The sequence below is a fragment of the Pedobacter sp. GW821-FHT01D05 genome, assembly GCF_059422505.1.
Genome location: NZ_JBWKXA010000001.1, coordinates 1,099,045 through 1,125,602 on the forward strand (window position 1 = coordinate 1,099,045; position 26,558 = coordinate 1,125,602).

Consider the following 26,558-nt stretch of genomic DNA (forward strand, 5'->3'; position numbering starts at 1 on the left):
TAATCAAAAGCGCGGATAGTTGATGTATCTGCGCTATTTATTGCAATAAAAATTAAGGCTGAATGTTCTCGTTCTTTTTCTTTTCTTTTTCTTCCTGACGTTGCTTCCTTCTCAGTTCTCTTTCTTCCTTTCTGGTTAAAGGAACAGTAGTTGCTGGAGGAGTTTGAACAGGTTCAACTTTCTTTTCTTCTTTTTTTACTTCAGGTTCAACCGTTACAGGGATAACCGTTTCTGGTGTTTCAGGAACGGTAAAATCTGTTGAATCTACTGTTAAGCTGTCAGTTGATGTAGTATCTCTAATAATCCGTGGGCTAGGGCAGTTGTAGGTTCTGGTAATATCAACCGTTGCTTTTGGAAACGGGCCATAGGTATAACCAGAGCTTGGATCGAGGTATACTTTCTCCATAAACTTAGCGAAAATAGGTAATGCCGTTCTTGAGCCTTCTCCTTGTTCGCCGTTTTTAAAGTGTGCAGTTCTTTCATCACAACCCACCCAAACACCAGTTACCAGATCTTTGGTTAAACCCATATACCATGCGTCTACATAATCAGAAGAAGTACCTGTTTTACCACCAATTTGATTGTTTTTTCTAAATAGATCTGGCCATTCCCACAATGCCTGCGATGTACCTTCTGGTTCTTCCATACCACCACGGAACATATAAGTCATTAACCAGGCAATTTCTTCTGTTAAAACCCTTTTTGTTTTAGGTTTAAATTCATCAATTACATTATTATCCTGATCGGTAATTTTCTCAACTAAAATGGGGTCAGTTTTGATGCCTTTATTCATAAAGGTAGCATAAGCTTTTACCATTTCATAAACTGTAACATCGTTTGAACCCAAACTTACAGATGGAACGGATTCCAGATGGCTATCGATTCCGCACTCGTGCGCATATTTTACAACATTATCCCAGCCCACCTTTTCGGTTACCTGAGCTGTAATGGTGTTTACTGATTTCGCCATTGCCCACCTTAAACTCATTTCGCGGTACGAAACACTGTAATCGGCATTTTTTGGCTCCCAATATTTTGTTTCACCTTTATCCTGATAAGCAATTTTAACAGGTTTATCTGTAAATTTATCACAAGGACTCATGCCTTGTTCTAATGCGGTTAAATAAGCAAAAGGTTTAAAAGTAGAACCTGCCTGGCGTTTAGATTGATTAACGTGATCGTATTTGAAAAATTTATGGTCTATACCACCAACCCAAACTTTAATCTTACCACTTGCGGGTTCCATGGTCATCATTCCGGTATTCATGATTTTACCGTAATAACGGATAGAATCTAAAGTAGAGAATGAAGTATCGCGATCGCCTTTGTAAGTGAAGATCTGCATCCTTTTCTTTTTATTAAAATAAGCGGTAACAGAATCTGGATCGTTAGGGAATTTCTTTTGTAAAAGCGCGTAAATCGGCAAGTTTTTCATCGCTCTCTCGGGATAATTTACCTTTTGTTTTTCAGAATCGTACCAGGGATCTTCGTTGCCCCATACATTATAAAATCTGCGCTGTAAAATCCTCATCTGATCAGCAACTGCATCCTCAGCATATTTTTGAAGTTTAGAATCGATGGTCGTATAAATTTTTAATCCATCTTCGTAAAGGTCGTAACCATTATCCGTACACCATTTCTCTAAGTATTTTGCCACAGCTGCCCTTAAATAAGAGTCACCGTCGCTACCATCCTGCATTTTGCCTTCTTTTAGTTTAATCGGCTCCTTAGATAATTCTGCCAGACTATCTTTGCTCAGGTACTTGTACTTGTTCATTTGTGCAAGCACCACATTTCTTCGTTCTAAAGCTTTTGCGGGGTTTTTAGTCGGATTATATAAGGTTGTGCCCTTTAGCATACCTACAAGCATCGCCGCGTCTGTAGTGGCTAAATCTTTTGCTTCCTTATCAAAGTAAATCCTGCTGGCTGTTTTTATCCCATAAGTATTGTTACCGAAAGAAACAGTATTCAGGTACATGGTGATAATATCATTTTTAGAATAGTTAGATTCTAACTTTACAGCAGTCATCCATTCCTTTAATTTTACAATTAAGGTTCTTACCAAAGGTATTTTGATCAATAATCCCTGCGATTTATTATACCGAGTACGGTAAAGATTTTTTGCCAATTGCTGGGTAATGGTACTGGCCCCGCCATCTTTTCCTAAACCAATAACTGCACGGCCAACCGCTTGTATATCAATACCCCAATGTTTGTAGAAACGCACATCTTCGGTAGCAACCAAAGCCTGTACTACGCTAGGCGCAATTTCATTATAATTTACAGGCGTTCTATTTTCTTTAAAGTATCGGCCAATGAGTTTTCCATCGGCAGTGTAAAGTTCCGAACCTACACGAAGAGTAGGCGCTTTAATATCCCGAACACTTGGTGAGTAGCCAAATAGCCACAAAAAGTTTAATTGAAGGGCAGAAAAGAAAATTATTATAAAAAATAAAAATATTATAGAATAACGTAAGTATTTGTTTTTTATCTCTTTAAACATATTGGATAAGATGATCTTTAGGTAAAAGCTGTGGCGTTAAATATAAAAAACTCTATATGCAAATTAACGCATTTAATTTACTTATTTTTTAGTTCTATATTTAAATTATTGATGCATCGATTTATCTAAAAACAATACATGATTATGAAAAACGAATTTAAAGGATTAATTGTACAAGGAGATAAGAAATTTTCTTTAAGAAACCATAAAACAGATTATACTGGCGGTTATAATAAAGAAAAAGCTAAAGATGCATTGGTGAATTCGAAAATAGAACTCAATCATTTACAGGAGAAATTATATGCATCTGGAAAACATTCGGTTCTGATTATTTTTCAGGCGATGGATGCCGCAGGGAAAGACAGCGCAATCGAACATGTAATGAGTGGATTAAATCCACAGGGATGCCAGGTATATACTTTTAAAGTGCCAACATCGGAAGAATATGAACATGATTTTTTGTGGAGACATTATAAAGCCTTGCCAGAGCGTGGCAGGATAGGTATTCATAACCGTTCTCATTATGAGAACGTGTTGGTTTGTAAGGTGCATCCAGAATATGTGTTAAGCGAAAACATCCCGGGTTTTAATGATGTAAAAAAGATAAATAAAAGCTTTTGGCAACAGCGTTATAAGAGTATTAAAAATTTTGAGGAGCATTTAACGGCTAATGGAACAGTAATTCTGAAATTCTTTTTAAACGTGAGCAGAGATGAACAGAAACAACGCTTTTTAGAACGGATTGATGATCCTACTAAAAACTGGAAATTCTCTTCGGGTGATATTAAAGAAAGGGCTTTATGGGATAAGTATATGGAAGCCTATCAGGACGCGATTAACGAAACAAGCACAGCAGAATCGCCTTGGCATATCATACCTGCCGATAAAAAATGGTTTGCCCGATTGGCAATAAGTGAAATTATTGAAGATAAATTAAAAAGCCTGGACCTAAAGTTTCCTGTTTTGGGTGAAGCAGAAGTGGCCAAACTCGATGAAACAAAAAGTATTTTATTGAGTGAATAAAAAAATGCAGGTCTATAAGCCGGGTTCTGTTTCCTGATTGCTCAGGATTTCTATCATTTATCCACTATAAACGTTGCCGTTTATCTCTAACGACCTACCCACTAACATCGGACGGGCAGCCCTACGTACGTTAGCCTATTTGGTCTTTCAACTCCCGGGGTTTACAAACCACTACAGTCGCCTGTAGTGCTCGTGCGCTCTTACCGCACGTTTTCACCCTTACTCCGACATAAGCCGGGGCGGTATATTTTCTGTTGCACTGATCCGTAATTCAGGTTTTCAATCCTGAATCCCTTTCCGTTAGAAAGCGGGATGCCCTGCGTTGCCCGGACTTTCCTCTCTTCCGGTTTTACCCGAAACAGCGATAGAACAACCTGCATTTTGCGCAAAGATGAGGTTTTTATCTATATTATCACAATTGTGATAGTACTATTCATTCGCTAGTGCATATATTTCTTCTAGCACCTTTTGAGAAAATCTAAAATTCGTTTCTTGTATTTTCTGAATAATAGGTTTTATTGAAGGAATGATTCCGATATTTTTTGCTTTTAAAATTATGCCTAATGTCCCTGTGAAAAGGAGATTTAGTCTTTGTGCCAGTTTCCTACCTTTATGATCATCTAAAATAAGAAGTGAACTTTCTGATTCTAACGCTAAAGTAATAGCACTTGCTTCACCTGCATCAATATCCAATGAGTTTTGAAAAGTGATATTTTTAGGTGTTCTAATTTGGATCCAAGGAGGTAAAGGAGAACCAAACTCTGAAGCAATAGTATCTGTTGTAATAATTTTTGAGAAAAGTAATTTCAAAAGACCTAGCTCCCCAATTTTTTCTAATAGAATGAAGCAACTAGTATCAGCGATTACTATTTCATATTTTTTCTGCATCACTTAACATTTCTGAAATGGGATAGTTAAGTATTGAAACGCCATAATCAGAAAGCAATTCTGCAAAAGTATGTTTTGATAAGCCAACCATAGCTGCTGCTTGGCCTAATGATAGTTTTCCAGATTCGTATAACTTTGCAGCGATAAAGCGCACCGTATCGTGTTCATGTTCGCCTAAGCTATCTGGAACTTGTAGGGTTATCGTTGTCATGCCTTAAATATACAAAATATTATTTATTACAATTCTGCAAATCTTTTGAAACCTCCGAGTAAGGCACAAAACCCTGCTTGTTACCAAACGAATTGGTAATATAAACCATTACCTGTGCTACATCAATATCAGCTAGTTCAGGGAAGGCGGGCATTTTTTCTTTGTATTCTTTTCCGTTGATGATCAAAGATTCATTTGCACCGTTTTTGATAAAACAAGCTAGGCGTTTTTTGTTTGTTTTTAAAAATACCGAATCGGTTAATGGGGGGGCAAGCTCGCCCAATCCTTCGCCATTTTCGCCGTGACAATTCTGACACTTAGTTTTATAAATATCCTTTCCGTTCGACATGTAATTCTGCAGATCGATTGTTTCTTGGTTTTGGCAAGATACAATGATGCCTATAATGAAAAGGAAAAAGATGGAGCTGATGATGTACTTGCGCATGAATGTTAGTTATTAACCACAGATAAGGACGGATGAACACAGATTTAGACATATATTATCTCTGTTTATCCCGTATATCTGTGGTTGAAAATATTATTTGTATTTGCCTCGGAAGTACGGGATTCATCGAAAAATAGTATCGTTCCGTGTCTCCGTGGCTACCTTGTTACTTTTTATATTCCGCCAATAAAACAGGGATATCCTTTTTCAACTGTTCTACCTGCTCTTCTTTAGTGCCATCATAAGCACCGCGGATTCGTCTGTCCTTGTCTATTAAAACCAGATATCCTTGATGGATATAACCATCTTTTGCCGTACTATCTTCACCAACAGCTACTAAGTAGTTTTTTTCTGCCAGGGTATAAACGCTGTCTTTACTGCCATAAAGGAATAGCCATTTTGGGCCGTCTACACCTAATTTTTTGGCGTATTTTTTCAGCACGTGAGGTCTGTCGTATTTAAAATCGATGGTGTGTGATACAAACATCACATCCGGATTAGTTTTAAATTCGTTGTAAACCGTCATCAGGTTGCGGTGCATGGTAGGGCAGATGGTGGTACAAGAAGTAAAGAAAAAATCAGCAACATAGATTTTTCCATCTGTTGCCTTGTTCGTTGTTACTGTACTATCTTGATTTAAGAAAGACCAATTTGGAATAGTTTGGTAAACAGTGTCAATTTTCTCTATTCCAGCTGCATCTCTAACGGTTTCGGCATGACGCTCGCCATAAAAAGGAAGTTTTCTCTCTTGTTTACATGCGGTAAATATGGAAATAGCCAACAGTGATGTAGCTAAATAAGCAGTGATTTTATTCATGATTTTATGTTAAAAAATGTAAATATACAAGGTAATTTGGTCTAGAAGGTTATTTGTTTGAAAAGTCTGCGGTCGGGAGTCAGGAGACCGAGGTCTGGATGGTCAAAATGTTTTTTCGACTCCGGTCTTCTGACTCCTGACTTTACTTATGAATGTATTTCGTTGGCTCTGCTGCAAATTTCTGTTTACAGCTTTCTGAACAAAAATTATAGGTAACTTTATTGTATACCGTAGTTTTAGCTGTTTCAGCTTTTACTTTCATTTTACAGACTGGATCTACCGTTGCTTTCTTTGCAGAATCGATAGGGCTTATTTGTGACACATTGATTATTGGTGTCGCATTTGATTTTAATGACAGGGTTGTTAACCCAATTAGGATTATTATAAAATTTATTTTTTTCATTTTGAATTCTCTTTAATTAACAAATTTCTTTGAAAGTCCGGAGTCTGGTATCCGAAGACCGACGTTTTGGTATGCTCATAAACTTCCGGCCTCTGACTTCCAAACTATTTTATTTAACCTGATATACGTTTATCAACGAATCAGATTCTCTGGTAACCTTAATATAGCTATCTTCAACAGCTCTGATTTTAATCATTTCAGATTTGTAATAATCTAGATCTTCCTGCTCGGTTTTTCCTTTAAAATCATCTTTAAAGAAGTGCATCCAATCCATCATTTTTTCATCAGCAGCATTTAATCGTATAATTAAGTCGTTGATTTTTTGTTTTTGTATCACCGAATCCTGAGCAAGTTTAATCTGATCTGAAACCAAGAGCTTATCCAGTTTCATTTTATTCTTCACTACTTTTTCCCCATCAATCATTAATTTATCGTGAATGTTAAGTACTTCCTGGCGTATCGCTTTCGAGTCAGGTTGCGTTTTACAGGAAAAAAGAAGCGCTGTTGCTATGCTTAACAACAAAATGTTCAATCTGTTCATATGCTGTGATTTAAAAATTATAAGTAATTCCAACATAAACCTTTCCGGCACTCATTGGATGATCGGTTTCAGCTTCCCAAATGTTTTTTTGTACTCCAGCGTTTAGTGCTACATTTTTATAAAAAATATCTACACCTGCGCCGCCCATGAGGTTATTCATGACGTGTTCTCCGGTTTTTTGACCTTTGTACTTTTCTCCACCAGAATATTCATAAAAAAACTGTGCAGAGGGCATCACCTGAACATCTTTCCCAATTCTTTGGGTGTAAAAAATATTCAGGAAACTGGTGGTACTATTCGCAATACCTTCATCGCGGCTATTGGTACCGTTAACTTTATAAGAAGTGTTTAAACTTGCACCAAATTTGCCCAAACCTACCATATAGTTTAGGTATACAAAACCATCAGTACTTCCGGTTCCGGCCTGCATCAACGACGAATAACGGATACCTGCCGTATTTTTGAAATCGTTTTTGCCTGTTGGCAATTTTATACCAGCTCCGGCAATCAATTGTTGTTTAAAATTATCTTCAAGTTTTTGCACGATATGATAGCCAGCATACAGGTTGATATCACCCATGCTAGAAATAGAAGAAGTATAACCATTGTAGCGCTCGCTATTGGAAACATAGGGTAAAATGGCATTAATTTCCAGTTTGCTGTTGATGAAATATTTACCTCTAACCTCTAAAGAACGGTAAAGTTCATAATCATCAGGATTGCCAGCATGATTGGTTATTGGTGAGTCCTGACTTCGTGCTGGGATAAAGAAATTTCCTGCATTAGGGAATAAGGAATGCGATTGCCCTTCGTAACCGCTAAACGAACGGTAACGGTATAAAACGCTGATGCTATTGCGGTTATAATAGGGTGTAATGCCCATAAAACAGCCGCAGATGTCGCAGGCAAAAACTTGGCCGCTCATGAGTACGAAAACTAAAATCAATAGTTTACGACTCGCTGTATAATGTATTTTTAATAAATTCATTGTCTGTTAGTGTTTTTAGAAAAGCTTTGATCTGCTCTTTTTCTGTTGTATTTAAAGTGATACCATTTTTCAATTGTGCATCAAGATTTGTTGAGGCTTTTACGCCAGAATTGTAATGCGCTAAAACCTCGTCCAAACTGTAAAAGCGTCCATCGTGCATGTATGGGCTGGTATATTCGATATTGCGTAAAGTAGGTACCCGGAATTTTCCAAAGTCTGAAGCTATGCCGGTAATGTGCGATCGGCCTTCATCGGTACTTACCAGGTCTAATCCGTTACTGCGATAAGAAAAATCCGTGAAAAATGGTTCTGCATGGCAGGAGGTGCATTTTTCTTTGAACAGATTGTAACCCGCCAATTCTGCTGAGGTAAAAGAAACGCCGCTCTCTTTGCGCATTACTTTATCGTATTTCGAATTGCCCGAAACCAGTGCTGCCGTAAATTGAATAATCGACTTTAAAATCAGCTGCGAATTGATTTCTGTTGAACCAAAGGCCTGTTTAAATAAATCGGGATAGGGAGCCGTGTTTTTCAGGAACGCAACGATTGTTTGTATATCAGTACCCATCTCGCAGGCATCGGTAATGGCGTTTAGTGGCGAAGTTTCGATGTTTTTTACACCGCCGTCCCAAAAGAAAGCTTTTTGCCAGGCCAGGTTAAATAACGGAGGGGTATTTCGTTTTCCCTGGCAATTATTTACGCCATGGCTTACTTTATGATCAAGTTGTGTAAAAGCTGCAAATTGCTGGTGACAACTTCCACATGAAACGCTTTTATCGGCCGATAAGCGGGCTTCGTAAAATAACTTCTTGCCCAGTGCAAAACCTGCATTACTTAGTTTATTATCTTCGAAATTGTATACCGGAGCAAGGAAGTTGGCAGGAACCGAAAAGGTAATTTTCTTTTCCTCAGGCGTTACCTCATCTTCGTTTTTGCTACAGGCATACATCAACGCAATGCTTAAAAAAAGCATTGCGAATACATTTATTTTCCTTAACATTTAGTTGTGGATATGATCTAAACGAAATAAGCCATTTGCATAGTTGTTGGCTACAATTATGGAATTTGCTCCACCCATGGTCATATTCAAAGTGGCAAAACTCACATCGGTTTTACCTGTAAATAATGCAGCTGCATTTACCTTAAAGTGCATATTAGGTCTGCCATCTGTTCTCACACGAAGTGGGTTTGCCGCGTTAATCTCCGTAGCAAAAGTTCTAATGGTATTGTTTGGATCGGTAACGCCACCAATGTGGAAGGTAATTGTATTTCCAGATGCGAGAGATTGTGGTGAAGTCCCTTCTAATTTAACAAATATGTAGCCGCTGTTCCAAGTCCAGAACATGCCGTTGATTGGATCTAGGGCTCCTGTTTGCGCACCAGCAAAATTACGGGCATAATCTACGCCAATGGTGTATTCTATTTTGGTATAATCGCCTGTTGGTACATCTTTTAGCGTAATGTTAGTAGATTCTGCTTTCGAAGCATCAATTAAGAAATAACTTTCTGGAATGAGATAAGTGGTGCCGTCAGCTTTGCTTAATTTGATATTGCTTACATAGTATTTAAATACATTGATCTTAAAATCTTCGCCTTTTGCATTTTTGTAAGTTGTAGTATTTAAAACTAACGGATTTCCGTTTACCTGATTTTCGAATTCAATAGAGAAAGTAGATTTGGTATCTGCAGCAACTTCGTCAGTGCTTTTTTTACAAGAAGATAATAGTATAATAGGGCATAACAATGCCAAAAAGTATTGTGATAATTTCATTTTAAGAAAATTGGATAAGTAAAAAATAATTTGTTGTCATTCTGAATGCAACGAAGAATCTCTAGAATCAAGCAGAAATTAACAGCATAGCAATGACAGATTGTTGTAGTTTTTATGAAACAGATTCTTCGCTTCGCTCAGAATGACAAATGGTCAAAACTTTGCAATGGCGATACAAACACATAAAAATTAAAAACTTACTTAAACCGTTTTCGGCGGATGAAAAATAGAGATGGAAAGATCTTTTACCGGTTTTTCGATGTAAAGATTTTCTGAAGTGATGATAAAATAAGGAAGATGGTGGTTTAATGCAACAGTCTGAAATCTTGGTTCAGCCTCTACAACTCTTTTCAGATTTTCCTGAGCCTGTTTATTTTTACCATCAAGGTCTTTTAATTTTTTGGCTAAGAAACACTGCCCATCACAATGCAATTCCGGATGTTCTTTATTAATACAAAATACACTTGTAATGTATTCTTTGTTCATTTTATAACCAGAATAGATCACCAATTGCATGGCGCCGTTAGAAACGGTACATGTAATGATAAGATATATTAAGAATTTTTTGAACATGGTATTGCGCTGCAAAAGTATTAAAGAAATTGGTTGCAGCAAAGAAAAATTAAGAAAGACGCAGCACTTTTTTGATGTTAAAAACTCTTGTCTGGTCTTAGCGTCTCGCTTAGGCTTTATTATTTGCCACGGAAACTTGAGAACACAAATAAATTGAAGAAAATAATGTCGTCATTTCGAGCGGAGTGAAACGCAGTCGAGAAATCTATTTATAGATAGATCTCTCCATTCTGCTGCGCTTCAGTCGAGATGACGACACTAAGAAAACTATGCCTGCAAATCAGCCATTACCGCTTTGATTTTTTCGCCAAGTTGTGCGTTAACCTGATCAAAGTCTTTTCTATCGGCTAATGGCGCATTTACACTGCAATAGAATTTAATTTTAGGTTCCGTTCCGCTCGGACGCGCAGAAACGATACTGCCATCCTCTGTAATGAACTGTAAAACATCAGAAGTTGGGTAATCCAGTTTGCTTACTTTTCCGGTTGCTAAATCAGTTTCCTGACTTAATTCGTAATCTTTCAGTACCGAAACTTTCGAGCCACCTAATGTTGCAGGAGGGTTTTCTCTGAATTTCACCATCATCGCTTTAATTTCTTCAGCACCTGATTTGCCTTTTTTGGTTAGTGAAACTAAGTCTTCTTTGTAAAGGCCATATTCTACGTACATATCTAATAATGCATTGTATAAACTTGCACCCTTATCTTTGTAATAAGCAGTCATTTCAGAGATAAAAGCTGCAGAAACCACCGCATCTTTATCACGTACCAAATCGCCGATTAAATAACCATAACTCTCCTCTCCACCACCAATAAAGTATTTCTTACCTTCTAGTTCTGTCATTAACTGACCAATGTATTTAAACCCAGTTAAGGTGTTGTAGTAGGTTACATTTTTCTTTTTGGCAATTTCTTCGATGAGGTTAGAGGTTACAATGGTTTTTACAATAAACTGATTGCCATCTAATTTGCCACTGTCTTGCCAAGCGGATAATAGGTAATTGATTAATAAACTGCCTGTTTGGTTGCCGTTAAGCAGTACCCACTCGCCATTATTATCTTTTACTGCAATACCTACACGGTCAGCATCAGGATCGGTAGCCAAAACTAAATCAGCATCTATTTCTTTTGCTTTATTCATCGCCAAAGTCAATGCATCTTTTTCCTCTGGATTTGGATACACTACGGTAGGGAAATTTCCATCAGGTGTACTTTGCTCTTCAACTAAAGTTACGTTTGTAAAACCAAACTGAGCCAAAGCTTTTGGTACCAGCGTAATTCCAGTTCCGTGAATAGGAGAGTATACAATTTTTAAATCGTGCTGTCTTTTTATGGCTTCAGGAGAAATCGAAAGTGCAGTGATTCCATCTAAATATAGTTTATCTACATCTTCGCCAATCAGTTCGATATTGGCTTCAACGCGGTCGAATTTAACTTCATCAATACTTTTAATCTTATTTACTTCATCGATCACCAATTTATCATCAGGAGAAGTAAACTGACCGCCATCAGCACCATAGGCCTTATAACCGTTGTATTCTTTGGGATTATGCGATGCGGTTAGCATTACGCCACTTTTGCAACCAAAATGGCGCACAGCGAAAGAAAGTTCTGGAGTTGGTCTTAATGCAGAGAAGAAATAAACATGGATGCCGTTTGCAGAGAAAACATCAGCTGTAATTTTAGCAAAATAATCAGAGTTGTTGCGACTATCGTGGGCAATGGCAACCTTGATTTTTTCGTTAGGGTATTTGTTGTTTAAATAATTCGCTAATCCCTGTGTAGCCGTTCCGATAGTGTACTTGTTGATGCGATTGGAGCCTGCACCCATAATTCCACGTAAACCGCCCGTTCCGAACTCTAAACTTCTATAAAATGCATCTGTTAATTCGGTAGTTGCATCTGTATCCACAAGGGCCTGTATTTCTGCCTTGGTATTTTCATCATAATTTCCACTTAACCACTGATTAATTGTGGCTTGTGTTGATTGGTCAATTGCCTGCATTGAGCTGTTTTTTAAATTTAATATCTGGTGTTGAACAAATTTTATTGAATGATGTTTGGTTGAAACGTATTTATTTCAGCCCATCCAAATTTTATTTTGTTGAGGGTGTTGCTTTTAAGCTGCTTTTGTTTAATTTCACGCCCCGATACAATAATAAAGAAAATCCAGTATTAATGTGAGGCGAATGTAACTTTTTTAAAATAGTTGTAAAACAGGTAAAGTTAGCGTCGTTTGATCTTGGGTAAAAAACAATTAATAAATAGATGGAACCATCATGATTTCAAACCACACTTGGGATAAAAAATCTGATAGCTTCATTACCGTTAAAAAACAATAGGCAAGTAAATGAAAATATTAAAATTTGGGGGTACTTCTGTAGGTAGTCCTGAGCGCATGACGAAGTTGTTGGATATCGTTAATCCAAATGAAGAGCAGATTGTAGTATTATCGGCCGTGTCTGGTACTACAAATAGTTTAGTAGAAATTGCAAATTATTTTTTAGCTGGAGATAAGAAGAAGGGAAGCGAGTGTGTCGAAAATCTATACCAGAAATATAAAGCTTTTGTTGTTGAATTGTTGCCGGCTGCCGAATTTCAAGAGCAGGGAAATGAAGTGATCGATTATCACTTTGGTTTCTTAGCTGGCTTGGCGAACGATATTTTTACTTCTATCGAAGAGAAAGTAGTGTTGGCTCAAGGCGAATTGTTATCTACAACTTTATACCATATTTATTTAAAATCTATCGGTGTACCGTCGGTATTGTTACCAGCATTAGATTTTATGAAAACGGATGAAGATAACGAACCTGATATTCCTTTTACAACGAAACATTTAATGCCGCTTTTGGAGCAGCATAAAGACAATAAATTATTTATCACACAGGGTTATATCTGCCGTAACAGTTTTGGCGAGGTAGATAATCTACGTCGTGGTGGTAGTGATTATACCGCATCATTATTGGGTGCTGCAATTATGGCGGAAGAAGTTCAAATCTGGACGGATATTGATGGCATGCACAACAACGATCCACGTATTGTTAAGGGCACTAAACCAATAGCACAGTTATCTTTTGATGAAGCGGCTGAGTTGGCTTATTTTGGCGCAAAGATTTTGCATCCTCAATCGGTGTTCCCAGCACAGAAATATAAAATTCCGGTTCGTTTGTTAAACACGATGGAACCTTCAGCAGCGGGGACGTTGATTACCCATGATAGCGAAAAAGGAAAGATCAAATCCATAGCAGCGAAAGATGGCATCACGGCAATCCGTATCCAATCTAGCCGTATGTTGTTGGCTTATGGTTTCTTACGAAGGGTTTTTGAAGTTTTTGAACGTTATAAAACACCGATTGATATGATTACCACTTCTGAGGTTGCTGTATCGTTAACCATTGATGAAACAGCTCATTTGCCGCAGATTATCGAAGAGTTGGAAAGTTTTGGAACAGTAGAAGTAGATACCGATCACAGCATTGTGTGTGTAGTGGGCGATTTTGGTTCGGAGAAGCATGGTTTTGCCAGCAGGGTTTTAGAAGGTTTAAAACACATTCCGATCCGTATGATTTCTTATGGAGGAAGTAATTACAACGTTTCACTTTTAATATTAAGTGAGTATAAAACCGAAGCTTTAAGAAGCCTGCACAATAGGTTATTCGAATAGGAGGAAAAAAGCGCCGATTATTACCAGCAATCCGATAAGGAAGTGAAAAGCCAGAAAGCTTGCCGGTAGCAAACCGTTTTTATGTTTTTTGTAAGAATTATACAATCCTGCAGAAAGAATAAGCATAATAAATATGGCGGCCGCTATTTTCATTTTTTGATAAATAAGAGAAACAGTACAATGAAGAGTAACACGATAAAAAACCGGACTTTTCCATTGTATTGTTTCTGGGTAATTCTTCCATGCTTTAAATCCAGGTAGTTACCCAAATAAATTAGCCCAAAGAATAAAATTAAAATTATAATAAGGAATTTGAACATGTTCGCCGATAAAGATATATCAAAGTTTAACAATATAGAAACGCCTTTTTACTACTATGATACCGATCTGTTGCAAAAAACCTTGCGTACCTGCGCAGATGCAGCTGCTCCATATCAATTTCATATTCATTATGCACTAAAGGCAAATTTTAATGCTGTGCTGTTAAACCAGATCAAAGAGATTGGTTTCGGTGCAGATTGCGTGAGTGCAGGAGAGGTGAGAAGAGCAGTTGAAGTAGGTTTCGATCACCAAAAAATCGTTTTTGCCGGAGTAGGTAAATCGGATAAAGAAATCAACGAAGCCCTTGATCTTGATATTTTCTGCTTTAATGTAGAATCTATCCAGGAATTAGAAGTACTAAATGAACTTGCCGGTAAAAAAGGTAAAACAGCTCAGGTGGCCATTCGCATCAATCCTAATGTTGATGCTCATACACATCACAACATTACCACTGGTTTAGACGAAAATAAATTTGGGATCAACTCATGGGATTTGCCTGAGTGCGCAGAAACTTTAAAGGCATCCCCAAACCTGAAATTTATCGGTATTCATTTTCATATCGGTTCTCAGATTACCAATCTGGATGTATACAAAAACCTATGTGTGCGTGTAAACGAATTTGCAACCTGGTTTGAAGATAAAGGTTTTAACCTAAAAGTATTAAATGTTGGTGGCGGCTTAGGCATTGATTATTACAATCCTGACCATCAAATTCCTGACTTTGAATCTTATTTTAAGATTTTTAATGAATTTTTGACTGTTAAACCAGGTCAGGAAGTACATTTTGAATTGGGTAGGGCATTGGTTGGTCAATCGGCCTCATTGATTACCCGTGTGCTTTACATTAAAAACGGAAAGAAGAAAAACTTCGTGGTTTTAGATGCCGGTATGACTGAATTGATGCGCCCAGCCCTATATCAAGCCTATCACAAAATCGAAAACCTTAGCCAGTCTGGAGTAACAGATTCGAAGTCCGAAGTCGTTAAATACGATATCGTAGGGCCAATCTGTGAAAGTACCGATTGCTTTGGTAAAGAAGTAGAGCAGCCTGAATCGTTCAGGGGGGATATTTTTGCCATCCGTAGCGCTGGTGCCTATGGAGAGGTGATGGCTTCGAAGTATAACTTAAGGGATGCGATAAGATCGGTTTATAGTTCAGAGATATAAATTGTCACATTGAGCCTGTCGAAATGCTTCAAAGTTCTTCTACAGGCTCAGAATGACAAATCAATTATTTCTTCTTCGACGCTACAAATACAATTACACCAGCTATCAGAATAATACCACCTGCATAAGGAGGCCAATTGATAGATTTTTCTTTATCGGCAGATATTTGAATGGGGCCTGCGTCAACAATTTTCTCTCTCTTAGTATAAGAGAAGCCAGTCCAGATGAGCATGGCGATGCCCACAACAATTAATATAATCCCTAATGTTCTGTTCATAATATTTATTTATATCAGAACAGCATCAGGTCGATTATGTTTTATTGAAATGAATAGCCAAAGCTTATTTTTTGCGCATAATTAACATTGTCAGCCATTTCATAAGAAAGCGAAAATTGCTTGATGTATAAGAAATAGTTAAAAACCCAACCGAATGAATTTTTTCCATTAATTTCATCGTAGGCTTTTACGCCAGATCTGAAACTATTTGCAAAATTAGGTGTACCACCAAGAAAAAATCTAAATGCGTGCCTTATATCGTGGTCATTTCTAGCGCTCCAGATTACCTCGGTAGATAACCCTGTTGTCCAAAGTACCTTCTTGTTTGTTACCGCTACGTAATCGGGAATAGGATTGCTGTAAACCTCTTGTCTGAATTTAGTATAAGCTCCACCTTCGAAGCTAAGTGCATTTTCAAAGTTAATGTACCTGAAATCTGTATTTCCGTTAGCTGAAGTGTTGTGTAGGCCGGCAGAAAATCTTAAACCAACGCCACTGATCGATTTTTTAAAGGATGGAAGATAATTCTTTAAATTTTCTGCATCATTGTCGTTTTCTCCACCTGAAGCTTTTCCAGTATAAGCGAAAATACCATAAGAAATGTTTGATTTTTTGAAAGTATGCGACTGGCTTATATTTGCCATTCCCAATTCGAAATCCGTACCAGCGCTTGGTGAAGTAGAACCAGCATAACTTGCTGATACATTCGTTAACGTTTTAACACTGTCTGCACCCATTGCTTTTGGCATATAACCCATGTTGTTCCCTAATATAGCTGGAGTAAGCAAAGATGTACAGGAAGTAAATGCGGTAAGGAAAAGTAAAGAAGAAAGAGCGGTAATTTTAGTTTTCATTTTTTATCTATTCATCAAAGAAATCTACCAGACCTCCCAAGAAATATTCCTGGATCCCATCTGTAAAATCTTTATAATCTTCATCGGGAATATTGGTTTGTTTAAACTCCAGTGAAGTTCCTTTTTTATCTTCGTGAAGTTTGATCGTTACGATAGAAGGTTCGTTTTCTTCTCCAAAATACCATTGTTGAACAATCTGTTTACCGTAAACAAACTCAATGTTTTTGCCCGTTATATCTCCATCCCAGAAAGAAAATTCAGTTTCTGGCAATTCTTCAAATTCTACTTCAGCACCAGTCCATAGTTTTATGCTGGTTTCTTTTGTAAGGGCTAAATAAACTTCTTCTGGTGGGGCAGGTATGTAGGTGTATCTTTTAAAATCTTTCATTTTCTTTTATATCTATTCTTTCTAGCTTATCAGGTATAGCTTCTTCAATCTTGAGGTTGTTAATCCTGAAGTTCTCATTTATGTCTTTAATCACAGCCGTTCTCCATGCTGATGCCGGATACGTAAATACAAAGGTACTTTTTACGCGGGTAGATTTAATAAAATAAGCTATCCAAAGCGAACAAATGATTATTTTTCTAATTAACGCCGTAGCATCTGAGGCGGTAAAGAGTTGATTACCTATATGATTACCCATTGCAAACAGAAATGCGAAATCTAGAATGGCGACAATAATAGCGGCTATTTTCAGTCCTATATAATATTTTGTAAATATTTTTCGGCGGTTAAAAAATAAAAATATCACGAGTATGCTAAATGCAATCATACACATGTTTAATGCCGCTTCCATAAGCAAACAGAGTTGGTAAATGAACGTTGTAAATCTATCGTAACGATCAAGGTTATCCCAAACACTTTGACTAAATGTTTCTGCTTTAATTATAGTAAATAGCGAGGTAAACGGTAAAACCACAATTCCAATGCCTGCAACAATGAGCCAGCCACCGATTTTTGGAGCATCTTTTATTTCTTCAAGGTCAAACGGTCTTTTTCGGGTATAGATAAATACGCACACACCCATCATTATGATGAAAACAAATACGCATAAAGTTACCATCCAGTAATTTAAATCCGATTCATTTTCCGTCTCATAGTCATTACCCCAATATAAACTGTAGCTCAGTTTATCCATTATATTGCTTCTATCTTTAATGTATTGTTTGGTATCGGCACCCGAAATTTCATCGGTTAAGTTTTGATAGTTATAATTTATTGTTAAAGTATCTGATTCGCTTTTCTGCGTGTAATTAAATTTATAGCTAGGTCGATCAACACTAAATTTATTGTCTTTAAGGTCCCAATTATCTGGGAAAATGATTTTTAGTTTTTGATTGATATTGCATGGGTAAACAAGATCCATCGGTACATCACGCGATTTTTTGAGTTTTCTTAAATCATTGCTGATCAGATCGCCATAAAAATAGATGTCAAATCTATTAGAAAGTGAATCGTCTCTTACCCAAATGTTGTCAATCTCATAATTTTCAGTTAAATAAACAATGTTGTTGGTCTCATCATCTTTGACAGTTATGTTTTTTACAGTTTGTATACCAGGGTATAGTTTTGAATAATAACTTAAATAATCCTTTTCTAGTTTATCTGTCCCATCACTATTTAAATCTGCCCTGATCTGATCGGCACAATTGTGTGTGTAGACTGTTTTAATTTGGAGGGTCGCTTTTTTGCCCAGGATTGTATCTGGTACATTAAAAATTGAAGTGGCATCAATTTTTCCCTTGGGATTGCTTTTAACCTCTTCAAGTTTGTCGTTGCCAGGTTTTATTACCAGAACACTTGCAGAGTAAGGGAAATAATTTTCTGTTATAGGTCCACGCTGATCAGACATGGTTGCATCAATCCAGATTTTTTTATTCTTAAATTCAACTAATACCACAACATGGTCAAATGCGCCTGTTGAGGGTAACCTTTCTTTTGTTTTATTCTTTAGATAGGTGTTTATGTATACGGGATAGGCCTGTATACCCATATTTTTTAATAGGTAAACGAGTAAAAGCGACTTGTCTTTACAGTCGCCGTAGCGTTGTCTTAAAACTTTTTCAGGAGAATTTGGGCGATGGGAATACTGTCCCATTTCTACCCCCATATACCTGATCTCGTCTTGTACAAACCGGGTAGCAAGTTGTAAATATTGTTCTGGATTGTTGTTTGATTTAGCTTTTAGCTCCTTAACCTTAGCATTAAGGATGACTGAACTTTTTAAGTCGTAAGTGTTTAAACGTACAGACCAATCTACTATGTCTTTCCAGCTGTGGTATTCACTGATTTGAACCCGTCCGTAAGGGTTGTACCAATCGGGTTCATAGTCGTAACTGGTGAAAGTTTTAGATACCTGGCTTTGCCATTGGTATATTTTTAAATCACCTGTCTCCGTAGTTTTTTGAGGAGGAACAAAGTTGAAGTTTTTGAGTTGTATATCGCGTTTCTTATTAAAAAGCAGGCTAGCATAAACATTTGAGATTTGACTTCCGCCTTCAAAATAAATGATGTTGCTGTAGCGCGAATCGAAAACTGGATTTTTTCCTATAATAGTGTACGAAAAGTCAATTCTATCTCCTTTTCGGACATCATCTAAAATTAAATAAGCATTAAATGTTCCGCTATAAATAAATTTATTGAGCTCTTTCTCATTCTGGATAATTTTGAAATTACTGGCGTTAAGTTTATCAATAGGTTTGTTATCTCTCCAGATAATTATTTTATGAAAAACAAGTTTCTGGTAAGATGGATCAAAGGTAACCGATATTTCAGAGCCATTTTGTACACCTGTATCTGAAATAATCTCACGGATATCATGCTCGTATTCTTCTGAAGTTTCTATATTGGTTTGTTGCTCATAAAGAAATAAATACCAACCATCCTGAACATCTCTTGCTGCCGGCCGTTTATCAACAGTTTTTACTTTTTGTAGCCACCGTGGTTCAGTTTTGGAAATGAAAAAATTATTTTTTTGGGCAAAAGATATATTGATCCAAAAAGCTAAAACAAGTAGAATAAGTTTTTTGAGAGCGTTTTTATTTAGCATATTTTAATTAATAGTTTATTTAAATGCGTTTAATCCGGTTACATCCATCCCAGTGATCAGTAAATGTATATCGTGTGTACCCTCGTAGGTTACTACCGATTCTAAGTTCATCATGTGGCGCATAATCGAGTATTCTCCGGTAATTCCCATTCCGCCAAGCATTTGGCGTGCATTACGTGCAATATCGAGGGCAATTTCTACACTGTTTCTTTTGGCCATCGATATTTGTTCTGCAGAAGCCCTGTTTTCACTTTTCAGTACGCCTAAACGCCAAACCAACAGCTGGGCCTTGGTAATTTCGGTCACCATTTCGGCCAGTTTCTTTTGCTGTAACTGGAAACCTCCAATGGGTTTTCCAAACTGTACACGTTCTTTCGAGTAGCGCAAAGCAGTATCATAACAGTCCATTGCTGCGCCCAAAGCGCCCCAGGCAATGCCGTAACGTGCCTGGTTTAAGCAACCTAGCGGACCTTTTAATCCAGTTATTTCGGGAAAAATATTCTCTTTTGGCACTTTAACATTATCGAAAACCAGTTCGCCAGTAGCTGATGCACGTAAACTCCATTTGTTGTGTGTTTCAGGAGTCGAAAACCCTTCCATTCCGCGTTCCACAACTAATCCCCTTATTTTTCCTGATTCGTCTTTTGCCCAAACTACTGCAATATCGGCAAATGGTGCATTACTGATCCACATTTTGGCACCGTTTAATATGTAGTGACTTCCTGCGTCTTTGATATTGGTTACCATTCCGCCCGGGTTAGAGCCGTGATCAGGTTCTGTTAATCCAAAACAGCCCATCATTTCGCCACTCGCCAGTTTTGGCAGGTATTTTTTACGTTGTTCTTCAGTACCATAAGCATAAATAGGATACATTACTAACGAACCCTGTACAGAGGCTGTGGAACGGATACCAGAATCACCACGTTCAATCTCCTGCATCAAAATTCCATAAGCGGTATAATCTAAACCTGCACCACCATACTCAACCGGAATAGTTGGACCGAAAGCACCAATATCTGCCAGGCCTTTTATTAAATGTTTTGGGAATTCTGCTTTTTGCGCATAATCTTCAATAATCGGGCTCACTTCTTTTTTTACCCAATCTCTAGCCGTAGCACGGATTAATTTGTGCTCATCGGTTAACAATTCATCCAATAAATAATAGTCTGGGGCCTCGTACAGGTCTTTTTTTACTGATTTGCTCATGTAATTTCGTGTTATCTGGTTAAGAACTCGCGTTAATTTCAAAGGTAACAATTTACGGCAAGGGGCATTATATTCATGAATAAAAAATTAATTTTGCAGAATACAAAACATACATGAACCATTTCAAACAAACCGTAGCGTTAAAAGATGTAAAGTGCTTTGCCTTGCATGGGTATTATCCGGAAGAGCAACTTATTGGAAATCATTTTGTTGTAGATCTTGAGACAGAATTTACACCGCAAGGTTTTGATGATGAACTGGCACAGACGGTTAATTATGAGGATCTGAATCACATCATCATGGAAGAAATGCAGCACACACAAAAGCTTTTAGAAACAGTTTTGAAGAATATCATTTCGAAAGTTATCAAATTGTATCCTTTTGTTGAGATGGTAGAGGTGAGTATGAAAAAATTAAACCCACCAATGCCTGGCCAGATTGGACATTCCTTTGTTAAACTTACTTACACATCAGTCAACTAAAAATGAATTTTACAAAGATAAATGCTGAAATTTTAGCAGAAATTAAGGCTGCCATTGGAGCAGATAAAGTTTTTACTGATGCTGATAGTTTAGAAAATTACAGTCACGATGAAACTGAAGATTTACGTTATCAACCAGAACTTGTGGTAAAGCCAACTTCGCCCGAAGAAGTTTCTGCTTTATTAAAAATCTGTAATGCACACCATGTTCCGGTCACGCCGCGTGGAGGTGGGACGGGATTGAGTGGGGCTGCTTTGCCCATTTATGGTGGTGTTTCTTTATCGATGGAGAAGTTTAAGGCTATCTTAGATATTGATACTGAAAACCTGCAGGCAACTGTTGAGCCGGGTGTAATTACCGAAGAATTCATCAATGCTGTAGCCGAAAAAGGACTTCTTTACCCAGTTGATCCAAGTAGCAAAGGATCTTGTTTTATTGGTGGCAATGTAGCCCATGGTTCTGGTGGGCCAAGAGTAGTGAAGTATGGAACGATACGTGAATACATTCTCAATCTAGAAGTGGTTCTGCCTAACGGCGATATCATTTGGACAGGCGCAAATACCTTAAAATATGCATCTGGTTATAATTTAACCCAGTTGATGATCGGTTCTGAAGGTACCTTAGCGGTGGTAACCAAAATCGTTACCAAATTATTGCCTAAACCTAGTCAATCGGTTTTAATGATGGGCGCTTTTAGTACGAACGAAGATGCATGCGCAGCGGTTTCTGCAATTTTTAGAGCGGGGGTAACACCATCGGCTTTAGAGTTTATGGAGCGGAAAGGAGTGGAATGGGTAATTAAATTTGATGATATTAAATTTGATTTAAAAGATGATGTTGCTGCGTTATTGATGATTGAGTTTGATGGAGATGATTTGGATGACATTTTTAAAAATTGCGAAAAAACCAATGTTGTTTTAGAAGAACATCACTGTACAGAAGTTTTATTTGCAGATACCGCTGCTCAAAAAGAAGAACTCTGGCGGATGCGCAGAACAATGGCCGAATCGGTTAAATCTAATTCGGTGTATAAAGAAGAAGATACTGTGGTACCGCGTGCGGCTTTACCTAAATTGGTTAATGGTATAAAAGAAATTGGTGCAAAATACGGTTTCGAAAGTGTTTGTTATGGTCATGCCGGTGATGGAAACCTGCACGTAAACATCATTAAAGCTGGAATGAGCGATGAAGACTGGAAAAACAAACTTAAATTTGGCATTGCCGAAATATTCGAATTAACAACGGCTTTAGGTGGCACATTATCTGGCGAACACGGAATTGGTTTGGTACAAAAAGAGTTTATGCCAATCAAATATTCCGAAATTCATCTTAATTTAATGCGGGGTATTAAAACGGTTTTCGATCCAAAGGGGATATTAAATCCTGGCAAAATTATGCCTGATTAATTTTATTTGTCACCCTGAACTTGTTTCAGGGTCTTAATTGTAAAAAGTATATAGATGCTGAAACAAGTTCAGCATGCCGACTATTTTATTGTTCTAGCTGTTCAAACCCCAGCATTTTCTGTTTTTCCTCTTCTGGGATCGCAGTTGGTCTGCTTGTGGCGTAATCAACAGCAATGCAAACCGTTTTTCCCTTACTGCAGATGATCTCTTCTGTTCCTTTTATCTTAACGATCTGGTAGTCGAGATCGAAACTGGTGGTACCAATCCTGGATGTTTTTACATGAATAGCTATTTTATCATTCATTACGATAGGTAAAATATAATCCAGTTCTGCGTGGGCAATTACGATTCCGGTTTTCTTCCAGTCCCATTTTATAATTTCTTCCCAATACTTGGTTCTGGCGATTTCTAAATAAGTAAAATATATGGAATTGTTTACATGCCCCATCATATCGAAATCAATAAAGCGCAAATGGATATTGGTTTTATAGTTGAATTTGTCTGAAAAACCCTTTATTTCTGCCAATTTGTCTTTTGATTTGGATTTATTTCGCCAAAATGTCTTAAAGATCATAAATTTTTGATTTGGTATGTAAGTTGAATATGGTGTATTATCAATTTAAAAATTAAAAAATAAAGAATAAGCGATATGACACTAGTAAATTTTAACAACAGAACCCGTAACACAGCTCCTTACTTTAACAATGTTTTTGATTCATTGTTTAGCGATGCAGTAACTAAAAACAAAATGGTTGATAAATCGCCAAATGTGAATATTTACGAACATGAAGCTGCGTATGTAATCGAGTTGGCTGCTCCAGGTTTAAAGAAAGAAGATTTTCAGATCAATTTAAAAAAAGATACACTTTCTGTTTGGGCAGAAGTTAAAAAAGACGAAACCCAGGTAGCTAAAGATTTTACACGTAAAGAATTTGATTACAGCTCATTTGCAAGATCATTTAATTTACCAGATAGTGCCGATGGTGATAACATTACTGCTGAATACAAAGACGGTATATTATCGATCAACATCAGCAAAAAAGACGATGCTAAATTGCAACACAAAGAAATTGTAGTATCGTAATAAAGATTTTCTCGAGAGAGGATTTTTCATAATAGTTTAGTTTTTTCAAAGGTTATGAAGCTTGCATCAAGTGGATTTGATGTAGATGTGACAGGTGACTGATGCAGGTTTCATAATAGTTTAAGTTTAGGTTTATAAGGTTAATGCTGGATGGCATTAACCTTATTTTGTTTAGTGCCTTGGTTCATTGGTCATTAGTTCATTTGTGATCAGTTTTATTCATGGAAATTAGACAATGAAACCAATTTACAATTGAACTAATGAACCATTTTCGTACTTTTGCGGCATGGAGAGAGAAATTCTGGATACAAAGCGTAAAGCACTTAAAATAAACCTTGACCCGCGAATTTACGGTACCTTTGCCGAGATAGGAGCAGGACAGGAAGTTTCGAGAAACTTTTTTAATGCTGGCGCAGCATCTGGAACGGTTGCCAAAACGATGTCGGCTTACGACATGACTTTTAGCGACGCTATTTATGGAGCAGAAACCAATGGTCGTTATGTAAGTCAGAACCGCCTTTTGCAGATGCTCGATCACGAATTCGGTTTACTTAATGAGCGTTTATCGGGGGAGAAATATGAAAGCCGTACATTTTTCGCCTTTGCTGATACGGTTACTACCCTGAATTATAAACGTACCAACGAGCCTCATGGCTGGGTTGGACTTCGTTTCCAGAGCGAGCCAGGTGGTTTACCAAATGAAATATTTTTCCATGTACGTTTGTTGGATACAGACGTAAATATGCAACAGCGTGTTTTAGGGATAATTGGTGTTAACCTACTTTATGCAGCATTTTACCACTATCAGGATCCAAAATTGATGGTAGAATCTTTAGCTGATAACTTAACCATCGGATCTGTAGAAATCGATCTGATTTCAGTAAAAGGGCCGGCTTTTCCAGGTGTAGACAATATCCTGCTTAATCTGTATATGATTATGAAGGATTTCTCGGCAGCAGCAATTTTCGATGCTGATGCACATCCCCGTCAGGCCAAAGATCTTTTATACAAAAAGGATATTATGATTTTAAGAACCAAATATGGCCAGAAATCATTGCCTAACTTTAACTTGTTTAATAAAGCTACCGATCAGTTTAAACGTACCAATAAAGTCGAAGAGGGGAACCTAGCGGTTATGATAGAGGTTTTGTTAACCAATGTTTTAACAGATGGACAAGAAACTCCTGATGATATCGACCTGGAAACAGTGGCTAAAAGAGCACAGGAAATGTGCGATACGGGTAACATCGTGATCGTATCTAACTTTACCCGCCACAACCGTCTGGCGAAATATTTGGCAAGGTGCAAACCTAAAAGTGTTGGATTGGCAACAAACATCAACAACTTAAAATTTGTATTCAATTCTAAAAATTTTACCGGAGAAAATTATTCAGGTCAGTTATTAAGCTATGTTAACGATATGTTTAACACCAATGTGCGGTTATTTGCTTATCCTTTCCTTGACAAAAAGACCAATGAGGTAATTACCACGGCAAATATGCCAGTTACGCCAGAGGCAAAACCTTTATTCGATTTCCTCTTGATAAATGGATATATTACGGATATTAAGGATTATAGTGAAGATGAGGTGAAGACGGCATAATGCTTCGTACCGTCTAAGATTACCTCGCGCAGCTTATATGGGGTTGATAACTTAAGGCAAGCAAAGCGCGATATTTTTATTGATAGAACCACCTGAGACATAAGCACCTCTAAGTTTTAAAGCAGTACAAGCTTGTATTTTTCTTGAAATTACGTCTCTAAAACATTAGAAATTAAATACTTATTAGCGTTGAGCCTGCTTCGTTTACAATGAAAGTATGGTTTACACCGCATTTTAAGGCAAAATTATTTCGTTGGTGCCCCACAGGGAAATCGAAAGCTACAGGATAATTGTATTCCTTTACTTTTTCCAAAACAATATCATAAATGGTTTTGCCGAACTCTTCACCAACATCATCTGGTTTAACTTTAAAGCCACCAATAATTAATCCCCTAAGGTTTTTCAGTTTGCCACTGCGTTTTAGGTTCCATAACATCCTATCAATACTATAAAGGTATTCGCCGGTATCTTCGATAAAAAGGACTTTATCTCTCGTATCCAAATCAGAATCACTCCCGGCCAAAGTTTCGATAATGCTCAGGTTTCCACCCACTAAAATGCCATCAACTTTTCCTGGTTTGTTATTAATGTTGATCGGGGCAGTATAACCCATTTGCTCACCAATTAAAGCGTTTTTGATAGATAAAATCGTTTCAATCTGTATAGGGTCGGCTTTGCTCCAATCATCAGGAAAACTATTGCACATTTTGGAGTGGATAGAAGCAATGCCATAGTTTTTGGCTAAATGGCAATGTAAAACGGTAATATCACTAAATCCAATAATCCATTTCGGCTTTCTTTTGAACAAAGAGAAATCAAGTTTATCGATTATCCGAACAAAGCCATAACCGCCACGTGCGCACATAATAGCCTTAATGGTTGGATCATCTAGCATTTGCTGAAAATCAGCTAGTCGCTCCTCATCTGTTCCGCCATAAGTAAAATCGCGTTTGCCAATAGTATTGCCAACTTTTATAGTAAACCCCCAGCTTTGCATCTGTAAAACTGAAGGCTGGATCTGTTCTTGTGTAATATATCCCGCTGGACTTGTAATCCCGATGGTATCGCCAGGTTTTAAATAAGGGGGGATCTTAAATGATGAACTTTCGTTTTCAACGGTATTGGCGAGTGTTTTAAAAGCAGGAAGTACAGTTGCAGTTGCAATAAATGAAGAAAGGAAATGTTTTCTGTTCATCTAAAATATGGATGTGATGTTGATTGAGCTAATATAGGGTTTAAAATATTCGCATAAAAGAAAAGGGATTTATATCCATAAATCCCT

General features: G+C 37.3%; 26 protein-coding genes and 1 other RNA gene. 7 read left to right on the forward strand and 20 right to left on the reverse strand.

The genetic code is table 11. The features are described from left to right. Positions 1–52: 52 nt before the first annotated feature. Positions 53–2,503, reverse strand: a complete 2,451-nt coding sequence (locus AC07VK_RS04420; RefSeq protein ID WP_492953447.1) for a transglycosylase domain-containing protein — start codon at positions 2,501–2,503, stop codon at positions 53–55. Positions 2,504–2,647: 144 nt separating this feature from the next. Here AC07VK_RS04420 and AC07VK_RS04425 point away from each other — a divergent pair, with 144 nt between their 5' ends. After that, complete coding sequence (locus AC07VK_RS04425) at positions 2,648–3,526, forward strand: polyphosphate kinase 2 family protein (RefSeq protein ID WP_492958625.1); 879 nt, start codon at positions 2,648–2,650, stop codon at positions 3,524–3,526. Here the strand turns inward: AC07VK_RS04425 and rnpB are convergent. The 12 genes from rnpB to AC07VK_RS04485 form a co-directional block, all read right to left on the reverse strand. Continuing rightward, positions 3,526–3,907, reverse strand: an RNA gene (gene rnpB, locus AC07VK_RS04430) — RNase P RNA component class A. The two genes, AC07VK_RS04425 and rnpB, sit on opposite strands and share 1 nt — an antisense overlap. A 48-nt stretch (positions 3,908–3,955) precedes the next feature. Next, complete coding sequence (locus tag AC07VK_RS04435) at positions 3,956–4,414, reverse strand: PIN domain-containing protein (protein ID WP_492953449.1); 459 nt, start codon at positions 4,412–4,414, stop codon at positions 3,956–3,958. After that, entirely contained in the window at positions 4,398–4,625 is a 228-nt protein-coding gene (locus AC07VK_RS04440) for a UPF0175 family protein (protein WP_492958627.1), read from the reverse strand. Before AC07VK_RS04440 ends, AC07VK_RS04435 begins: the two co-directional genes overlap by 17 nt. Positions 4,626–4,644: 19 nt before the next feature. Continuing rightward, positions 4,645–5,070, reverse strand: coding sequence for a c-type cytochrome (locus AC07VK_RS04445; RefSeq protein ID WP_492958629.1), 426 nt, complete (start codon positions 5,068–5,070; stop codon positions 4,645–4,647). 166 nt (positions 5,071–5,236) lie between these two features. Beyond that, positions 5,237–5,887 carry an SCO family protein gene (locus AC07VK_RS04450; protein WP_492953452.1) on the reverse strand — a complete coding sequence of 217 codons (651 nt, stop codon included), beginning with the start codon at positions 5,885–5,887 and terminating at the stop codon, positions 5,237–5,239. 142 nt (positions 5,888–6,029) lie between these two features. Next, positions 6,030–6,290 carry a YHS domain-containing protein gene (locus AC07VK_RS04455; protein WP_492953453.1) on the reverse strand — a complete coding sequence of 87 codons (261 nt, stop codon included), beginning with the start codon at positions 6,288–6,290 and terminating at the stop codon, positions 6,030–6,032. Between the two features lie 109 nt (positions 6,291–6,399). Then, positions 6,400–6,831: a hypothetical protein gene (locus AC07VK_RS04460; RefSeq protein WP_492958631.1), complete on the reverse strand. Its 432-nt coding sequence runs from the start codon at positions 6,829–6,831 to the stop codon at positions 6,400–6,402. Positions 6,832–6,841: 10 nt separating this feature from the next. Beyond that, positions 6,842–7,819 carry a transporter gene (locus tag AC07VK_RS04465; protein WP_492953639.1) on the reverse strand — a complete coding sequence of 326 codons (978 nt, stop codon included), beginning with the start codon at positions 7,817–7,819 and terminating at the stop codon, positions 6,842–6,844. After that, complete coding sequence (locus AC07VK_RS04470) at positions 7,782–8,792, reverse strand: cytochrome-c peroxidase (RefSeq protein WP_492958633.1); 1,011 nt, start codon at positions 8,790–8,792, stop codon at positions 7,782–7,784. The genes AC07VK_RS04465 and AC07VK_RS04470 overlap by 38 nt, the downstream gene beginning before the upstream one ends. Positions 8,793–8,819: 27 nt before the next feature. Further along, positions 8,820–9,590, reverse strand: a complete 771-nt coding sequence (locus AC07VK_RS04475; protein WP_492958635.1) for an MbnP family protein — start codon at positions 9,588–9,590, stop codon at positions 8,820–8,822. Positions 9,591–9,791: 201 nt separating this feature from the next. Next, positions 9,792–10,163 carry a hypothetical protein gene (locus tag AC07VK_RS04480; RefSeq protein WP_492953457.1) on the reverse strand — a complete coding sequence of 124 codons (372 nt, stop codon included), beginning with the start codon at positions 10,161–10,163 and terminating at the stop codon, positions 9,792–9,794. 267 nt (positions 10,164–10,430) lie between these two features. After that, a complete protein-coding gene (locus AC07VK_RS04485) occupies positions 10,431–12,167 on the reverse strand; it encodes a phospho-sugar mutase (RefSeq protein WP_492958637.1) in 1,737 nt (578 codons plus the stop codon). A gap of 345 nt (positions 12,168–12,512) precedes the next feature. Between AC07VK_RS04485 and AC07VK_RS04490 the strand changes: the two genes are divergently transcribed. Together AC07VK_RS04490 and lysA are read left to right on the forward strand one after the other, a co-directional pair. Next, the gene (locus tag AC07VK_RS04490) at positions 12,513–13,826 is read left to right on the forward strand and encodes an aspartate kinase (RefSeq protein ID WP_492953459.1); all 1,314 of its coding nucleotides are present in this window, start codon (positions 12,513–12,515) and stop codon (positions 13,824–13,826) included. Between the two features lie 318 nt (positions 13,827–14,144). Then, positions 14,145–15,314: a diaminopimelate decarboxylase gene (gene lysA, locus AC07VK_RS04495; RefSeq protein WP_492958639.1), complete on the forward strand. Its 1,170-nt coding sequence runs from the start codon at positions 14,145–14,147 to the stop codon at positions 15,312–15,314. 64 nt (positions 15,315–15,378) lie between these two features. Here lysA and AC07VK_RS04500 read toward each other — a convergent pair whose 3' ends face one another. From AC07VK_RS04500 to AC07VK_RS04520, 5 genes are read right to left on the reverse strand one after another with little or no spacing between them, the layout of a single operon-like run. Then, entirely contained in the window at positions 15,379–15,591 is a 213-nt protein-coding gene (locus AC07VK_RS04500) for a hypothetical protein (protein ID WP_492958641.1), read from the reverse strand. 41 nt (positions 15,592–15,632) lie between these two features. Then, entirely contained in the window at positions 15,633–16,445 is an 813-nt protein-coding gene (locus AC07VK_RS04505; protein ID WP_492958643.1) for a hypothetical protein, read from the reverse strand. 7 nt (positions 16,446–16,452) lie between these two features. After that, complete coding sequence (locus tag AC07VK_RS04510) at positions 16,453–16,833, reverse strand: SRPBCC domain-containing protein (protein ID WP_492953463.1); 381 nt, start codon at positions 16,831–16,833, stop codon at positions 16,453–16,455. Beyond that, on the reverse strand, positions 16,820–19,495 hold the full coding sequence (locus AC07VK_RS04515; RefSeq protein ID WP_492958645.1) for a DUF3857 domain-containing protein: 2,676 nt from the start codon (positions 19,493–19,495) through the stop codon (positions 16,820–16,822). The genes AC07VK_RS04510 and AC07VK_RS04515 overlap by 14 nt, the downstream gene beginning before the upstream one ends. 15 nt (positions 19,496–19,510) lie before the next feature. After that, the gene (locus AC07VK_RS04520) at positions 19,511–20,701 is read right to left on the reverse strand and encodes an acyl-CoA dehydrogenase family protein (protein WP_492958647.1); all 1,191 of its coding nucleotides are present in this window, start codon (positions 20,699–20,701) and stop codon (positions 19,511–19,513) included. 113 nt (positions 20,702–20,814) lie between these two features. On the opposite strand from AC07VK_RS04520, the gene folB reads away from it, so the two are divergent. Together folB and AC07VK_RS04530 are read left to right on the forward strand one after the other, a co-directional pair. Further along, entirely contained in the window at positions 20,815–21,183 is a 369-nt protein-coding gene (folB, locus tag AC07VK_RS04525; RefSeq protein WP_492958649.1) for a dihydroneopterin aldolase, read from the forward strand. Between the two features lie 2 nt (positions 21,184–21,185). After that, on the forward strand, positions 21,186–22,589 hold the full coding sequence (locus AC07VK_RS04530; protein WP_492958651.1) for an FAD-binding oxidoreductase: 1,404 nt from the start codon (positions 21,186–21,188) through the stop codon (positions 22,587–22,589). A gap of 85 nt (positions 22,590–22,674) precedes the next feature. Here AC07VK_RS04530 and AC07VK_RS04535 read toward each other — a convergent pair whose 3' ends face one another. Next, positions 22,675–23,115 (reverse strand): acyl-CoA thioesterase, encoded by a 441-nt coding sequence (locus tag AC07VK_RS04535; RefSeq protein WP_492953468.1) that lies wholly within the window; start codon positions 23,113–23,115, stop codon positions 22,675–22,677. A gap of 123 nt (positions 23,116–23,238) precedes the next feature. Between AC07VK_RS04535 and AC07VK_RS04540 the strand changes: the two genes are divergently transcribed. After that, positions 23,239–23,673, forward strand: coding sequence for an Hsp20/alpha crystallin family protein (locus AC07VK_RS04540; RefSeq protein ID WP_492953469.1), 435 nt, complete (start codon positions 23,239–23,241; stop codon positions 23,671–23,673). 286 nt (positions 23,674–23,959) lie between these two features. Continuing rightward, positions 23,960–25,276 carry a nicotinamide mononucleotide adenylyltransferase gene (locus tag AC07VK_RS04545; RefSeq protein WP_492953470.1) on the forward strand — a complete coding sequence of 439 codons (1,317 nt, stop codon included), beginning with the start codon at positions 23,960–23,962 and terminating at the stop codon, positions 25,274–25,276. A gap of 172 nt (positions 25,277–25,448) precedes the next feature. On the opposite strand, the gene AC07VK_RS04550 is transcribed toward AC07VK_RS04545, so the two are convergent. Beyond that, positions 25,449–26,471 (reverse strand): S66 peptidase family protein, encoded by a 1,023-nt coding sequence (locus tag AC07VK_RS04550; RefSeq protein WP_492958653.1) that lies wholly within the window; start codon positions 26,469–26,471, stop codon positions 25,449–25,451. Between the last annotated feature and the right edge of the window lie 87 nt (positions 26,472–26,558).

Coding starts and splice junctions, on each gene's coding strand:
- AC07VK_RS04455 (WP_492953453.1), bottom strand. CDS start 6,290: ATGAAAAAAATAAATTTTATAATAATCCTAATTGGGTTAACAACCCTG.
- lysA (WP_492958639.1), top strand. CDS start 14,145: ATGTTCGCCGATAAAGATATATCAAAGTTTAACAATATAGAAACGCCT.
- AC07VK_RS04550 (WP_492958653.1), bottom strand. CDS start 26,471: ATGAACAGAAAACATTTCCTTTCTTCATTTATTGCAACTGCAACTGTA.
- AC07VK_RS04485 (WP_492958637.1), bottom strand. CDS start 12,167: ATGCAGGCAATTGACCAATCAACACAAGCCACAATTAATCAGTGGTTA.
- AC07VK_RS04450 (WP_492953452.1), bottom strand. CDS start 5,887: ATGAATAAAATCACTGCTTATTTAGCTACATCACTGTTGGCTATTTCC.
- AC07VK_RS04445 (WP_492958629.1), bottom strand. CDS start 5,070: ATGCGCAAGTACATCATCAGCTCCATCTTTTTCCTTTTCATTATAGGC.
- AC07VK_RS04470 (WP_492958633.1), bottom strand. CDS start 8,792: ATGCTTTTTTTAAGCATTGCGTTGATGTATGCCTGTAGCAAAAACGAA.
- AC07VK_RS04490 (WP_492953459.1), top strand. CDS start 12,513: ATGAAAATATTAAAATTTGGGGGTACTTCTGTAGGTAGTCCTGAGCGC.
- AC07VK_RS04540 (WP_492953469.1), top strand. CDS start 23,239: ATGACACTAGTAAATTTTAACAACAGAACCCGTAACACAGCTCCTTAC.
- AC07VK_RS04515 (WP_492958645.1), bottom strand. CDS start 19,495: ATGCTAAATAAAAACGCTCTCAAAAAACTTATTCTACTTGTTTTAGCT.
- AC07VK_RS04425 (WP_492958625.1), top strand. CDS start 2,648: ATGAAAAACGAATTTAAAGGATTAATTGTACAAGGAGATAAGAAATTT.
- AC07VK_RS04545 (WP_492953470.1), top strand. CDS start 23,960: ATGGAGAGAGAAATTCTGGATACAAAGCGTAAAGCACTTAAAATAAAC.
- AC07VK_RS04505 (WP_492958643.1), bottom strand. CDS start 16,445: ATGAAAACTAAAATTACCGCTCTTTCTTCTTTACTTTTCCTTACCGCA.
- AC07VK_RS04475 (WP_492958635.1), bottom strand. CDS start 9,590: ATGAAATTATCACAATACTTTTTGGCATTGTTATGCCCTATTATACTA.
- AC07VK_RS04480 (WP_492953457.1), bottom strand. CDS start 10,163: ATGTTCAAAAAATTCTTAATATATCTTATCATTACATGTACCGTTTCT.
- AC07VK_RS04435 (WP_492953449.1), bottom strand. CDS start 4,414: ATGCAGAAAAAATATGAAATAGTAATCGCTGATACTAGTTGCTTCATT.
- AC07VK_RS04420 (WP_492953447.1), bottom strand. CDS start 2,503: ATGTTTAAAGAGATAAAAAACAAATACTTACGTTATTCTATAATATTT.
- AC07VK_RS04440 (WP_492958627.1), bottom strand. CDS start 4,625: ATGACAACGATAACCCTACAAGTTCCAGATAGCTTAGGCGAACATGAA.
- AC07VK_RS04530 (WP_492958651.1), top strand. CDS start 21,186: ATGAATTTTACAAAGATAAATGCTGAAATTTTAGCAGAAATTAAGGCT.
- AC07VK_RS04460 (WP_492958631.1), bottom strand. CDS start 6,831: ATGAACAGATTGAACATTTTGTTGTTAAGCATAGCAACAGCGCTTCTT.
- AC07VK_RS04465 (WP_492953639.1), bottom strand. CDS start 7,819: ATGAATTTATTAAAAATACATTATACAGCGAGTCGTAAACTATTGATT.
- AC07VK_RS04520 (WP_492958647.1), bottom strand. CDS start 20,701: ATGAGCAAATCAGTAAAAAAAGACCTGTACGAGGCCCCAGACTATTAT.
- AC07VK_RS04500 (WP_492958641.1), bottom strand. CDS start 15,591: ATGAACAGAACATTAGGGATTATATTAATTGTTGTGGGCATCGCCATG.
- folB (WP_492958649.1), top strand. CDS start 20,815: ATGAACCATTTCAAACAAACCGTAGCGTTAAAAGATGTAAAGTGCTTT.
- AC07VK_RS04510 (WP_492953463.1), bottom strand. CDS start 16,833: ATGAAAGATTTTAAAAGATACACCTACATACCTGCCCCACCAGAAGAA.